Origin of the sequence: Bacteroides sp. RTP21281st1_H5_RTP21281_210402 (assembly GCF_040918965.1) — a bacterium.
Taxonomy (GTDB): domain Bacteria; phylum Bacteroidota; class Bacteroidia; order Bacteroidales; family Bacteroidaceae; genus Bacteroides; species Bacteroides congonensis.
Window position 1 is genome coordinate 93,877 of the sequence record NZ_JBCOWR010000006.1, and the last position, 15,549, is coordinate 109,425.

The following is a 15,549-nucleotide window of genomic DNA, read 5'->3' on the forward strand; positions in this document are numbered from 1 at the left end:
AATTCAGTTTATCAATCAGGAGCCTTTTTTAGCTCCGGCACCAAATTCATATTGTAATGTCCGGGTTAACCCTTCTTCCAAAGAGAAGGTGGGTTTGAAACCGGATTCTTGTATCCGAATAGAGTCAAACTGCGTTACCGCACAGAACTTTTTGACACGGACGGAACTCACTGACAGTTTTTTCCTTGTAACCTTAGCCAGAACATCGAAACCATATCCGCCCAACATTCCCAACCAATAAGGAAAATGAACGGTAGGAATATGCCTTTTCAGTGAACCCCCGACATGATATACCAAATCGTTCATTGTAAAATCAGGCTTGTCAACATAGTTGAAGACATTGTACCCCTCTTTTCCATGCTCTATCAGAAAAGCTATAAAAGAAACCACATTGCCGACATATGCCATCGATTTCCGGTTTTCACCGGTACCTACCATCAAGAAACGTCCCGAAGTTATCTGACGCAACAAATTATATACATTCCCCCGATTACCTTCTCCGAAAATCACTGTAGGCCGGAGTATATTAATATTCCAAGACGGATGGGCGGCATACCATTTCTGCAAGACACATTCCGCCTGCCACTTGCTACGCCCGTAATCATTAAAAGGGTCAGTAGGATGTAACTCCGAAGGATTGACCTTGTTCAAACCATAAACAGCAACAGAACTGGTAAATATCAACCGGGAAATCCCATTACTCTCCATCGCACGAAGTGTATTATGCATTCCGTCCACGTTCACTTTGTAATAAAGCGATGCCGGAGTCACGTCATCCCGGTGCTCGGCTGCCAATAAAACAACCACCTCAACTCCTGCCAGCAACTCCGTCAGCTTCTGTACATCGAGTACATCCGCTATTTCCGTCACATCACGATGAAGCTCACTCGGCCTCTTGTCAATATTCCGCAGTTCGGCACCGGAAACAGCCTGCAACAAGCTGAGCAAACGACTTCCCACAAATCCGGAACCACCAATAACAGCTATTCTCATATCATTTATCTTAATTATTTGCTATTTCATGTTTTAACCGGCTCATTTCCAGCCTGTCCAACCAGAAATGAAATACCACCCACACAACGACATCTATAAAAATCACAATGTTATTGCTCACATATTGCACTGCAATTATATTGAAGAAGCTGAACAAAAGAGCCAGAACCAAAATAAGTATCATCGCAATATGATGGGATACCCCTATTCGCAAGAACTTATGATGTATATGATTCCGGTCAGGTATAAAAAGGGGACTACGATGGCGATAACGTATCCAAACCACACGGACAACATCAAAAAGCGGCACAATCAATGTGGAAAAAGACAATACGATCGCCCCCTCCGAAAAGGGCTTTATCAACGGATTATTCATCGCATAACTAATAGCCAGAAATGCCATGGAAAGTCCCAAGGTCAAACTGCCTGTGTCTCCCATAAAAATCCTCCGTTTACCTTTTGATTTGCCAAATACATTATAATAGAAGAAAGGACACAATACTCCCGCAGTAATAAAAGCAAAGGTTGCGTGCAACCATGCCCCGCCATAAATAAACAAGAAGCCGAAAGTAAGGGAACCTATAGCAACCAGGCCGGAACAAAGCCCGTCTATGCCATCTATCAGATTAATGGCGTTAATGATAAAGACTGCCACAAATATTGTCAGGGGAATTCCAATCCAGGGAGATAAAAACGTAATTCCCAGTAAACCATACAAGTCATTGATCCAAAGTCCGGAAAGAGGGAGAAACGAAGCGCCGACAATCTGGGCTATAAACTTTTTACGATAGTCAATCCTTATCAAATCATCCACAATGCCAACCATAGACAATACAAGTAGCCCGGCCATCAATAGCAGGAACTGAAAAAGTATAGCAGATGGTTCCGGCATATCGGCTGTTATGCCTAACTTGCACATAAAAAATATAGATAAAATCAGCAAACAGCATTGTATCGGAGCAAAGACAACACCGCCCAAACGGGGAACTACACCATCATGGATTTTACGTCCACCTACAGAATCGAACAGGCGCTTCCGGAAAGCTACCAGTAAAATCTGGGGAGTAATGATCCACCCCATAAATACTGCAAAAACAAATGATATTGCTATAAAAAAATAATTCATTTCACTCTCTACTTTTCTCAACAAATAAATATCGGCGGATATCTATTTCCAGTTAAATCTTCCACATCTATCCAGACATATTTCTTACATATCCTTGCTTGGAAGCATTCACATAATCCATTAATAGTCAACCCTTTAATCAATATAAGGTTTCTTTGCACTGTCCATCTCTATTTTATAATAGAGATGAATGATGTATAAATCAGTTATATCTAATTGATTTATAATAGATTATACAAGAATAATTCCATACAATATGTTTCATATTGAAAGAAGTTGGTGGTAGTATTCAATTATATAATTAATAATATACTGAATATGACCATATTATATGGCATAATGCTGAATCAATTATGAAGCAGATTAAATTAAAATAGCTTCTGAATCATTAATAAAGGAAGGATATGAAAACAAAACAATCAAACAATGAATTACTTTACTTGCAAGGACATTTGTCATGCAAAAATGACATGACAGATAATTCCAACGGATTCAAATATATTAAATTTGATGAAGGGATAAGTATAGTAGAAGAATATGCGCATAAGAATTATCTTTTATTCTTTTTAAAAGGTGATTTCTCTGTTTACTGCGATCAATTCTGTAATCATACATTTCACAACAATGAAATGGTAGTATTACCTAAATCATCAATGGTGAAGATATCTGCAACGTCCAAATCCCAACTGTTGGCAATGGCGTTTGATATACCTCAAAGTAACTGTGACAAACTGTTATTTCAAGGTTTGACCCCCATTTGCGCAGGTATGGAATATAATTTTGAGCCTATCCCTATTCGTTATCCATTAATGCCTTTCCTCGAAACAGTCATTCATTGCTTAAGAAGCGACCTGAACTGTACACACCTGCATGATGTAAAACAACGTGAACTTTTCTTTTTACTGAAAGGCTTCTATAAGAAAGAAGAAATAGGAACACTTTTCCATCCTATTATCGGTAAAGAACTTGAGTTCAGAGATTTTGTCATGCAGAATTATACTAAAGTAAACAATTTGGATCAATTGATCACATTGTCCAATATGGGAAGAACGAGCTTCTTTATCAAATTCAAAGAAGAATTCGGGACAACAGCCAAACAATGGATGATGAAACAACTGAAGAAACGTATTCTGGGGAAAATTACAGAACCGGGCATATGTGTCAAGCAATTAATGGAAGTCTGCAAATTCGAATCAGAAGCACAACTCTACCGTTACTTCAAACAACAATTCCAATGTACCCCAAAGCAACTAATAGACCGCTACCAGGCAGAAATCTACAGTCTGTAAGAGGAAATACCAGCATTGTATGAAAAGAGAATATTATCGTACTTTTTGATAGTGCTTATTCACTGGAAATGAACTTATTTTGCATCATCATCTTTGAGAAGCAACTAAGATACGCTCTATTATAAAATAGACATTGTGCACAAATATAGATTATTAATTTGAATCGCACAAAATTTTGAGAACAAATCTTCATTCCATTTCATAACAAGTTTGTAACAACATGATTTACTTTCGCCAATGTCTCCAAATCGAAGTCCTTAAGATATACACGTGTCATCTCCTCAGAAGTATGCCCTAATCCGGCACTGATAATAGATATAGGAGCCCCACTCTCCCTGGCCAACGTTGCCCAGGTATGACGTGCAGTGTAGGTAGTCAACCGGACATTTATATTCAACAGGGAAGCTATCTTTTTCAAATATCGGTTCATACGTCCCAAAGCCAGCCGGTATTGCTCATATACAGGCGTGGGCAAAGCTGTGTCAATAATCGGGAACACATACTCACTATTATTTGCATATTTATTAATCAGCCTCTGCATTTGGGGAGTGACCACAACATGAATCAACTGATTAGACTTGTGCCGGTGATAGCTTAATACATTACCATTTATATCCTTCTTTTTCAAGAATACAATATCTACAAAAGCCATTCCCTGTGTATAGAAACCAAATAAATACAAATCACGTGCGATATCCATACCCGAACAGGCCGGCAAAGACAATGATGACAATTCTTTCATGTCATTTTTATTAATGGCACGCTTGACTGTCTTGCAGGGCTTGGTATGGATATAAACAAAAGGATTGATATCTTTAGATTTGCATCCATACCGGATAGCTGAATTATAGATCGTCCGGAAATTGCGCAAATAATAGTTGATTGTATTTCTAGCCAGCCCCTGCGCATATAAGCAATCTTCATAACCGGTAACAAAACTACAGTCAATCTTTTCCATCCCGATATCCGTTTTTCGTGCGGAAATCGTATTCAGATATTTCTTTAAAGAAATACGTGTACTATGATAAGCGGCCGCAATGCCATCTTTTCCCATCGCTTTCTTATAAGCGATCTGATTATCTATGTATTGGAGAAGATTATAAGAATGACGGCTATCTTTCTTTTTTGATTCTACAATATCCTCTACGGAATAGGGTTCATTCGCTTTCTCCAGTTCCAGAACCCTGTTTTTTAACTTCTTATATTCCCGCCTCAGTTCCCTATTTATTTCCGCTATTTCTTTCAAAGAATAGGCAGAAGATTCACAATATTCAATTTCCCGTAACTCATTATTAAATTGCTGTTGGAATACACGATATTTTGTATAGTAAAGTAATTTCCGTCTTTGATGAATTATTTGAAATACTAAAGGAAATCTACCATCATTAAGCATTCGCTGCTTATTAAGTAACAACTTTATAGATGCCATATTTTTTACCCTTACATTATCTGGACATTAATTCAAACAGGGCAAAAATATAAAAAGTTCGTCAACATTCGGATTCTTTAGAATTTAAAACGTTTTCATGTTCTTTTTAGGTACTAATAAAAAGAAGATTCAGTCAGTGCCGAATCTTCTTCCAGTATTATAGATATACCAATCTAGTAATTTATATAAAAAATAGTGGAGTGTTTTTTCACCCCACTATTATATTAACCTATTTACACGCGCTTTTATTTCCAGCAAATAGACTGTAAGAACCATGCCTTATTTGCATCATTCAAACCTTGGCGTTTCAAAACTTCGGGAAGTTCATTGTAACTTTTCCAGAAATTGGAAACCAAAGAAGATATTTTTGCCGGTGCATAAGTTACCGCCTCACTCAAGCTTCCCATTTTACCAAATTCTTCCTTAAAGCAAATATAAGAATCGCGATATTTCAACTGCTCCATACTTTTGGCAATCCGTCTTGAAGCTCCTAATAGGCCATTCATATCAGCCGTTTCCACAGGATAAACTATTTTAATGACCTTTTCCTGATCGCAGGACAAAACCGGCAAATCAACAGAAAGGGCAAACTCCTCACCCAAATATTCATATTTAGCAGGTTTCCCATTGACCGTAACAGATTGCGGGACAAGCGACGAAAGCACTTTCACTTTAAATGAACGGGAAGCAGGCATATCTTTATACCGGCCTTCACGTTTGCTGATAACAACTGTCTGTTCCTGTCCCTGGCGAGAAGACGACAGTTTAGTTACAGCATATTCAGATGCATAATTCTTGTCGTTTCCATTATCCTCGTAGAAACTGAAAGAAGATGCACCGTTCCCACCCGGGAATACAGTAACCACGACTTCTTCATCATTGCCATTCAGGTTCATGACCTTTCTCGTGTACATTGGCAGCACAGAACCCGCTTTTACATAAATCGGATATTCATCAATTGCAAAAGGACGTTCTACAATCTGACCGCCTTTCAGCAAAGTACCCGTATGCAGTTCATACCATTCACCTGCAGGCAACCATACACGCACCTGCAGATAACCATCTTTTGCAGGAGCCGTAGCAGGAGCAACCAAGACATCATCCCCAAACATATATTCATTACGGAACTCATAAGCTTCCTCACTATCCGGATAATCATAATACATCGGACGGCAAAGTGATAATCCTTCATCATAACCTTTACGGGCCATGGTATAAATATAAGGAGCCATCTCATAACGTTGTTGGATTGTCTTACGAAGAACATCACAATATTCTTTGCTAAACACCCATGGTTCCTTATTCAAACCGGCACTTTTTTGGGAATGTGTACGCATAATCGGGCTTAAGGCTCCAAATTGCAACCAACGAGTGTACATTTCCGGATCTATACTTTCACCGATATGTCCTCCCAAGTCATGACTCCAATAACCATATAATACATTGGAAGCTGTCGAGTTAAAGTAAGGCTGGAAATCCAATGATTTCCATGAAACAACAGCGTCACCGGAGAAACCTACCTGATAGCGATGATTACCCAAACCTCCCCAACGATGATATAACATCGGACGTGTGTCCCTGTTCTTTTCCATATTGCTAAAGAATGCATAGTTAATCCACCAAGTGTTGCTCAAATTCTTCACCTTCGGATCATATATCCCTTGCTGCCAGTCCAACCACCAAAAATCAACACCATCATTCTCCATTGGCGTCAATACATTCTTGAACATATTCTTGATAAACTTCTTATCCGAGTTTATCCAAGGAATCGTTTGCCTGGACTGAGGGTCAACTCCCATATCTTTTGCCAGTCCCGGATATTTTTCTTCATAAGAAGCTACTCCATCTGCCGGATGCAGGTTCAGGGTTATTTTCACGTCATTTTGTTTCAGGTATCCGAGGAACTCTTTCGGATTGGGAAACAAATCCCTGTTCCAAGTCCAGCCTGTCCACCCGCCTTTTCCTTGTTCCGTATAATGCCAGTCCATATCTACGACCAATACATCCAAAGGAATCTGATACGTATGGAAGTTGTCAATCAGATTGCGGAACTCTCTATCGGAGTACAGCCAATAACGTGACCACCAGTAACCGAATGCATAGCGGGGCGGCAACGGCACTTTTCCGGCAAAAAGGGTATAATCTTTCAGAGCAGCCTTATAATCATGTCCATAAGCCATGAAGTACCAGTCTTGTCCGCCATTAGCCGGGCGTTCCTTTACCCAATCCCAATCCTTATCATCATCAAACAAGAGTCCCTGTGAATCATCCATAAAAGTCCAGCCATCCGTAGCCAACAGACCGTCTTCCAGTTTCAGTTTATCACCCTTCTTTGTGTCAGCCACCCAAGTCTGTGTCTGTGTATCACCGTCCATACCATCCAATGTACGATAAGTGCCTTTTAAGTTGCCCTTTTGCTGCATACCGGGCTTCCAGGAAAAAGGCAACATTTCTTTGGCAGCAGTGATAACTAAATTCTTATCCGTAAACTGCCCGCTGTTTTTTTTATAACGCATCTTCATTTTGGAAGTCGTTATCTCAACCCATCCTCCTCTTGTCTTTAATTTGTAATCCACCTGAGGATACAGACGATTCACAACTACATGTGACCTATCATCCACAAATTTCCCATCCGGAGCATATTCCAGTCGGATCGCCCCATCTGAAATAACTGTAAATCTCACATTATCATCTGTATATGCAATATTCCGTTGTGTGTTTTGTGCCTGTATGACGAACAGAAAACTTTGTAAAATACAGAGTAAAAGCAATAACTTCTTTTTCATAACATTTTTATAACCTACTAAATTAAAAAACTCGAGAATAAAATCAGGATAGTTGTAGCTATATAACTACAACTATCCCATACCAATTACTTACTATTCTTGAAAACCGGCGCTTCCGCCTTTACAACCGGGCCATCCCCTACGAGATAAGGCCAGCCATTGTCATCCCAATAAACTCTATCAAGTAAGACCACACGACCCAAAGACGGATCAGCAGTCCGATAAGCATGATAGATTATCCAATCTTTACCTTCATCATCTTGCACTATTTCAGCATTGTGCCCTGTGCCCAGGAATGCATCATTCTTATGTATCAACACCTCATGTTTGTTATCGTTCATTTTTTCGCCTGCCTTATTTACATAAGGACCGAAAAGATTTGTAGAACGGCATACAACTGTCTGATAGGTACTATTCGCACCTTCACAGCAGGTACCGGTAGAACAGAACAGATAATAATAATCGTCTCTTTTCAATATATAGGAGCCTTCGTAAGCATTCGTGTTTCCAGTGTTGGCAGCAACTTGGATTTTTGTTGCTTTCGCATTCTCTATTCCACCTTTTAGCGAAAGACCATCCTCGCTCAACTCAACTCCCCAAATACCATACCAGCTTCCCCAGAAAAGATACTTCTTGCCATTATCCTCGATATAGAAAGGGTCGATACTGTTGTGCACGCCAATTTCATTGCTCCGGAATAACTTACCTTGATCAGTAAATGGTCCTTCCGGTCTATCCGAAACGGAAACTCCAATACCACAGGTTTCTCCACCGCCCCATTTGGACAAAGAGTAATACATTACATATTTACCATTGATATAATTAATATCTGGTGCCCAGATACCAGCATCCGGCTCCCATGACGGTTTTTTATCATCCTCATAAGCACCACTTACATAAGTCCAATGTACCAAGTCCTTGGACTTATGTATCCAGGTATTACCTCCGGTAGCGTACAGATAGAAGTATCCGTCTTCCGCCTTTATCACCGTTGGATCCGGATTGTCGGAGTCTATAACCGGATTTGAATACCACACTTTGTCTACCAACGGTGTTTGTACCGTTTCACCTTTCTGCTTGTCGCTATTACCGCACCCCCAAGTGAATAGGGAAATCATTCCAAGCGCGATTATATTTTGCATATACATAAGTTTTGAGTTTTTCTTGTTAATTGTTACTATTCTATTCCAAATCCGGATTTAGCTCCACACCGGGACCTAATATAATATTGATCTTAGAGGTCTTTGATGCCTTAGCTGTTTCGGAAGTGATTGGCGTACCATCTGCCTGGAACGCTTCCAATGTAATGCTCAACTGAGCTTCTTTTCCATCCAGTCCAAAAGTTCTCATGTATTCCATTATCTGCCGGTTGGTAAAAAGCAACTCACGCACTCCGTCATAAGTCAATATGCTCTTATCCTCTATTTCCAACGTTTCGGTTGTCCCTTCATATTCCAAAGTTATGACATATTTCGATGCCGTATCCATATCTAGCCAACGGTAGACGAAGGCAACTCCATCGATATTCTCCTGCACAATCTGTACATAGTAATTTTCAGATTCCACTTCCACTCTCGGTACACGCGGTTGCGGTTCACCCGCACTTTCTACGTCACCGCAGGCTCCCAACACAACTATATTGGCAAGCAAACAGATTATTATAAACAGCTTTTTCATGATTTCCATATTTTTAATTAACTCATTGTGAAGATTACTCGGCAGGATCCAGATATATCTTCATTTGGTCAAGGTCTACTGTCAAGGTATATTTACCGTCCGATGCTACGGTCCATTTCAAGTCACCACCATCATTTTGGACTCTCATCTCACCGAGTTCATGTTCTACCGCCGGATTAGCCGCTGCATAAGGAGCAAAGAACCAAAGCCCCTTACCGGCATCCCAATTAAAATCCAAAGTGAGTTTAAACTCAGATGGATTATCTCCATCCTTAGAGTAGAAGTTACCAGTATATGTCCAAAGATTCGGACGGCGAGGATCCTTATTCTCAAGTGCGCACTTACTACGGGCATCATCAAGATTCCATTTTGCATCACACGCACTACCCACAATCCAAATGCCATTTTGCGGTAAAGAGAACAATTGAATTATACTCACATCCAACATATTCAAATCGGTTATTACCGTATATGCACCGCTCTTGGTATTCTCCAGCATCTCATAATCACCAGCTTCTGCTACATATTGCAAAGAGTTATCTCCATTTTCGCCTTTCATGTAACATGGATAATCCGATTCCGCACTAAGCGCAAAGAAGTACTTGCATGGTTTCAATTCTGCCTGTGACTGATAGATTCCCGAACCGACAACTTTTTCCGTCATTCTCCGAACCGTTCTTTCTCCGGCATCATCCACCATTACCATATAAATCGCAGTAGCATTCTTATCATACCCGACCACATTCAATTGTATTTTCGACAATTCCGGTTTCAAATACTGAGCAGACGAATTCACTTGAACGATTACCTCTGCCTCAATAGTAACTTTATCTCCGGGAAGTATGCTCCAAGAAGCCAAAATATCATTCAGTTCATTATGCGTAAAGCTAATAGAGCGTTCTCCAGCTTCAATTTCATATAAGCTAGTGACATTGGAGTGTAAGTCCGCCATATACATTCTAAAGAAGTAAGCAATACTGGCGTCAGCACCACCACGCTGTGCTGCAGCGTTCCACGTAAAAGTAACCGCAGTCTCGTTCTCCTTCTCTTTCTCCAAAGTAAGGTCAGCAGAAGAAGTCTTTAATAGCATTTGGTCTGCAGGTGTTTCCAGTGTATAATACTCCGGATCTTTATTACAGCTCGCTACTATCGACACCAGAAAGAGCAAGCATATTAATTTCATTATCTTATTCATAATCATGCTTTTCATTTAATTAATTCCAGAAGGGAGCCTGAACAAGGTTAGGATTCTTATTTATCTCCTCGAAATATACCGGCATCCAATACATCGCCCTTTTCCATACACGCGTTTGGAAGACAGTTCTCTTATAAAACTCATTACTGTTCGTTCCACCATAATTCATACCATAATCATCTCCACACATCTCAGGAAGACTCTCCACAATTCTCCAACGACGGATGTCTGACCAGCGTGAACCTTCGCAACAAAGTTCAACACGTCGTTCCATACGGACTACCTCGCGTACCGCCAACTGATTGTCATCCACATGGATGTATTTGGGGTCGTCCAACGCAACTGTATTCAATGTATATTGCCGCACGCCTGCACGTTCACGCACTTTATTCACATATTTCAATGCATCTTCACGAGAAGCTTTGTTATCATAAGCCTCATTGATTGCCTCTGCATAATCAAGGAAAGAAGCTGATAAACGATACAGGAACATTTGGCGCCATTTGTAACTGCCATTCTTCGGATTATCTTGAGGATATACTTTTTTACGAACCAAATAACCATTTTGGGGAGCATCGTGCGTATAGTCATTATCTTTTTGGTTCTTAAAGAACTCATATTTACGTCCGGCTAAGGCATACCAAGAACCATTATAACTTACTGTTGTATAGAAACGCGGTTCACGGTTGCAATACATATTATAAGTCCCTTCGGCAGTCACTTCTCCCTTTTGTCCTGTTCCACCTGTCCACTCAGTAACTCTTGTCTCTTTTTCTGCAGAAAAACCTTCTTCCACATATTTTGCGTTGTTATTTGTGATCGGAAGCCCATTCTTCATAAAGAAAGCATCTACCAGTCCTTGATATACTCCCAAACCATTTCCACCACCGTACTCTTTAGTCACCGCTTTATTGGTATAAAACTGATAACTTTGATAAGCATCCTGTTTCGTATAAGGGAATAATATCTCTTTGTTTCCGTCCTGGAACTTGGTGAACCAAACATTCTCAAGCGAAGTGAAAGGGTCAATCTCTCCTTCTGCATTATATTCCACATACAAACGGTACCCAGCCTGTTCTGCCTCATCAAGTAACAGTTTACATGCCTCGGCAGCCTTTACCCATTTTTCTTGACTGTAAGTAGAATTAAACAGTTCTTCTCCTTCCTTATTCTTGTGCCCGATGTACCACTCATTACCATTCACCAACGGACTGGCAGCAAATAATAACATCTTTGCACGAATAGTCAGACACATGACAGAGGTAATACGACCGTACTTCTCTACACTTTGCCATACAGGCGGCAGTTGTTTTGCCGCTTCCAGCATTTCATTATCCAAATGGTTGACAATTTCATCAAACGGTCTTTGCCCCACCATCAAATCCGAAAGAGTAAAGTCAGTAGGAGCAATGTAATTGGGTCTGAAAGGAATAGGCCCGTAAGTCTCCAGTAATTGCCACCAATAGTAGGCTGCAAGGAAGCGCGCTTCCGCTTTCATATAATCCACTTCCTTCTGCGGCAAGTCTGCTTCAGGCAAGGCATGTACACGCTCAATAAAGATGTAAGCCTGACGTATCTTCCGTGGAAGGCCATCCCAAAAATTACCCGCCCATTGCGTATTAGGCGTCCATCCACCGAGAATCTTAGTGATATTAGGCCAGTCCCACTGCTGCCAACGTGCGGAAGCAGTCAGGTCATCTGCAAATACTTCCCATCCGTATGTATTCAGCCAATCATTTCCCGGATTGGGGATACGGCTGTATACATTCGCCAACCAGGATTCTACCTTTGTCTTATTTTCAAAGACCATGTCTATATCAATCTCCGTATCCGGTTCTTTGTCAAGATACGTGCAGGAACCCAACGATACGATGCCTATCAATCCGGCAACTATATATTTTCTTAATTTCATGATTGTCTTTTTAAAGTTAGAAATTCAGGTCAACTCCAAACATAACGGAACGCATAGCCGGATAACGTAAACCAGTGTCGGTATTCAGTTCCGGATCCCATAGTTTGAATGGAGATAAACAGAACAAGTTATTCCCGCTTACATAAAAACGAATCGACTTGGAATGTATCTTTTCTGTAAAAGACTTTGGCAAAGTATATCCCAACTCCAGAGTTTTCAGACGCATAAAACGCATGTTCTTTTTCCACCAGGTAGAAGTCCGGTAGTTTTGCCGGTTAGGTTGTTCCGACAATCTAGGCCAGAATACATCCTGAGAAGGATTTTCTTCCGTCCATCGGTCATTATAGTTGGAATAAACATTTCCTTGCAACGTTTGTCCGCTACCTGGAATAAAGTATGTAGTATTACCGATTACACGATAAGTGTCGCCTGTCCCCTGAAAGAAGAAATTCAAGTCCCAATTCTTGTAATTTACATTACCACCGAATCCGTAAACGATACGCGGGTCTACTGTTCCGCCAATATAACCTTCGTCTGCGTCAGTAATGAAACCATCACCATTCATATCCACATATTTAATATCACCCGGACGAACTTTGGAAGCTCCTACATCTTGCGTCGGTATACCGAATTTCAAATTGCCATCCGCATCAAAGTCATCTGCCGTAAACAGCCTTTCCGCTTGCAATCCCCACAAAGTATTCAACGAACGTCCTGTTAATCCTTTATATGTACCCTTTACGGATTCGGGTTCATCATACTCATCCACGCGGTTGATAGCATAAGTAAAATTAGAACGGAAGCCTACAAACCAGTCTTTATTGATTTGTTTATTATAATTCAAAGAAAATTCCACACCACGATTGGTCACTTCACCAAAGTTCGCCCATGGATTTGTCAGGAATCCGGTTTGTGACGGAATAATCTTACGTTGCATGAAAATATTAGTACGCTTTTCTTTAAATACGTCCACTTGTAACTCCAGTTCATTCCATAAGCCCAGTTCCACTCCGAGATTCATTTTCAACGCAGTCTCCCACGTAAGGTTTTCCACTCCTACTTCTCCTTCAGAAATACCTTTACGTTCAATCTGCCCTGTATCACCCCAGTGATATGTGTCTGCATCTGTCTTCAATGTTGTCATATAGGCAAAACGTCGTCCGCCAATATCATCATTACCAACTTTTCCTATCGAGCCTCTTAACTTCAATTTGCTCAAGGTGTTTCTGAACTTGTCCATAAAAGGTTCTTCGGATATAAGCCAGCCAACCGCAAGAGAAGGGAAAAATCCGAAACGCTTTCCTTTGGCAAAGTTCTCCGAACCGTTATAACCAAAGTTAAACTCCGTCACATAGCGGCTATCGAATGTATAAGAAAGACGCCCCGCAATACCTTGCTTTCTATAAGGCTGTACACTACCGTTGTCAAAACTTTGCTGATTATATAGGAACAATGCATCTACATCATGTTTTCCGAAAGTACGTGTATAAGTCAGTGTTCCTTCAAAGTAAACCCTCGAATTTCCATATTCACCTTTATTGCCATGTCCCAAAGAGTCATCACCGTATTTCAATACCGAATGAATCAAGTTACCCTCTATATCACGACCGGTAGCAATAGTATAGTAAGTCGCATTCTTACCTCTGGTTATCGAACTCTGATTCCAGCGATCGAATGAGAATGACACTTTCGCTTTCAATCCCGGAGTTATCATTTTCAGGTTCTGCTCGACAGCAAACAAAGATTGAATCTGTGAAGCCGTAACCACATCATATCCACTTTGTGTCACGGCAGCCCAAGGATTGACTCCATTGATGTTCATGATAGGAATTGTTCCGTCAGAATAACGAGCAGGGTGTACAAAAGGAGAAGTTATAAATGCCCTGTCGAAAGCATCGTCCGTACTAAAAGCCTGCTTACGGTGCGTCTGCAAGAAACCACCGACATTCAAACGCAGTACTGTCGTCTTGGTAACATCCAAATCGACATTGGCACGCATGTTATAACGGGTCAACTTCATTCCGGTGTCATAAGGCAATGTCTTGTCCGTTTCCATAATTCCTTTCTCACCGAAATAAGAACCGACCAATGAGTACCGGAGAAAATCAGATCCACCCGACACCGTTAAATTAGCACGAGTAGAATAAGCGTAATCTTTCGTTATTTGATCCAGCCAATTTACATCCGGATACAAATCCCGGTCATATCCATAACGAGTCCTATCAATCTGCTCCTGGCTGAATGGCAAACGTGTCCTGTCTTCCGTAAGTTCATTCAACAATGCCATATGATCGGCCGCACCGATAAACTCAGGAAGTTTTGTAGGTTCTGCAATAGAATGTTCCACCCGGAGATTCACTGAAGGAGCACCTATCTTACCACGTTTTGTATTGATAACGATCACGCCATTCGCACCACGTACACCATACATAGCACTTGCCGAAGCATCTTTCAATACAGAGAATGATTCTATTTCCGCCGGGTCGATATGATTTAGATCACGTTCGATTCCATCAACCAATACCAGTGGCGACTGCCCGCCAGAGAAAGAGGCAATACCACGAATCCAGAAATTAGAAGAATCGTACCCAGGTTCACCAGAACGCTGAACAGCTATCACACCGGCAATTTGTCCCGCCAGGTTATTAGTAACAGAACGTGAGGAACCCACTTGTAACTTTTTGGGCTGCAATGTCTCGATAGAACCGATAACCGACATTTTTTTCTGGCTACCATATCCGGTAACTACCACTTCGTCCAGCGCTTCAATATCTTCCTCAAGAATCACATCAAAGTTAATCTTGCTCCCAACTTTTATTTGCTGAGTCCTGAATCCGATATACGAAATCTCTATTACGGAATTCTTTCCGGGAACATCCATATAGAAATGTCCGTCCATATCCGTTATCACTCCAGTGCCTCCTTCTTCCATAACGCGTATATTCACACCAGGAAGAGGATTCTTGTCTTTATCGGTTATCGTACCACTAATACGAATACCTTTCGCCTGCTCCGACAGATTCGTCTTACCAGCCATAGAATGTACAGGTAAAGCGGAGTTGGCACTTGTCCCATAGTACAACAACAAGCAAACAAACAATGCTTTCTTCAAATCCATAATATTAAATTTAAAAATCTCATA

General features: G+C 40.8%; 10 protein-coding genes. 1 reads left to right on the plus strand and 9 read right to left on the minus strand.

All coding sequences use genetic code 11. The features are described 5' to 3' along the window. Window positions 1-15: 15 nt before the first annotated feature. Together AB5443_RS10945 and AB5443_RS10950 are read right to left on the minus strand one after the other, a co-directional pair. Entirely contained in the window at window positions 16-993 is a 978-nt protein-coding gene (locus AB5443_RS10945; RefSeq protein WP_277134789.1) for an NAD-dependent epimerase/dehydratase family protein, read from the minus strand. Between the two features lie 10 nt (window positions 994-1,003). Then, on the minus strand, window positions 1,004-2,119 hold the full coding sequence (locus tag AB5443_RS10950; RefSeq protein ID WP_277134790.1) for an MraY family glycosyltransferase: 1,116 nt from the start codon (window positions 2,117-2,119) through the stop codon (window positions 1,004-1,006). A gap of 404 nt (window positions 2,120-2,523) precedes the next feature. On the opposite strand from AB5443_RS10950, the gene AB5443_RS10955 reads away from it, so the two are divergent. Further along, on the plus strand, window positions 2,524-3,408 hold the full coding sequence (locus AB5443_RS10955; RefSeq protein WP_277134791.1) for an AraC family transcriptional regulator: 885 nt from the start codon (window positions 2,524-2,526) through the stop codon (window positions 3,406-3,408). A gap of 199 nt (window positions 3,409-3,607) precedes the next feature. Here the strand turns inward: AB5443_RS10955 and AB5443_RS10960 are convergent, their stop codons facing one another. The 7 genes from AB5443_RS10960 to AB5443_RS10990 form a co-directional block, all read right to left on the minus strand. After that, the gene (locus AB5443_RS10960) at window positions 3,608-4,837 is read right to left on the minus strand and encodes a phage integrase SAM-like domain-containing protein (RefSeq protein WP_368113429.1); all 1,230 of its coding nucleotides are present in this window, start codon (window positions 4,835-4,837) and stop codon (window positions 3,608-3,610) included. 245 nt (window positions 4,838-5,082) lie between these two features. Next, on the minus strand, window positions 5,083-7,623 hold the full coding sequence (locus AB5443_RS10965) for a TIM-barrel domain-containing protein (RefSeq protein ID WP_368113428.1): 2,541 nt from the start codon (window positions 7,621-7,623) through the stop codon (window positions 5,083-5,085). An 86-nt stretch (window positions 7,624-7,709) separates the two neighbouring features. Further along, window positions 7,710-8,771 (minus strand): family 43 glycosylhydrolase, encoded by a 1,062-nt coding sequence (locus AB5443_RS10970; RefSeq protein ID WP_195406149.1) that lies wholly within the window; start codon window positions 8,769-8,771, stop codon window positions 7,710-7,712. A 34-nt stretch (window positions 8,772-8,805) separates the two neighbouring features. Beyond that, window positions 8,806-9,309 (minus strand): hypothetical protein, encoded by a 504-nt coding sequence (locus AB5443_RS10975; RefSeq protein ID WP_195406150.1) that lies wholly within the window; start codon window positions 9,307-9,309, stop codon window positions 8,806-8,808. Between the two features lie 25 nt (window positions 9,310-9,334). Next, window positions 9,335-10,495, minus strand: coding sequence for a SusE domain-containing protein (locus tag AB5443_RS10980; protein WP_368113427.1), 1,161 nt, complete (start codon window positions 10,493-10,495; stop codon window positions 9,335-9,337). A gap of 19 nt (window positions 10,496-10,514) precedes the next feature. Further along, window positions 10,515-12,407 (minus strand): RagB/SusD family nutrient uptake outer membrane protein, encoded by a 1,893-nt coding sequence (locus AB5443_RS10985; RefSeq protein WP_368113426.1) that lies wholly within the window; start codon window positions 12,405-12,407, stop codon window positions 10,515-10,517. Between the two features lie 16 nt (window positions 12,408-12,423). Further along, a complete protein-coding gene (locus tag AB5443_RS10990) occupies window positions 12,424-15,525 on the minus strand; it encodes a TonB-dependent receptor (protein WP_195406153.1) in 3,102 nt (1,033 codons plus the stop codon). Between the last annotated feature and the right edge of the window lie 24 nt (window positions 15,526-15,549).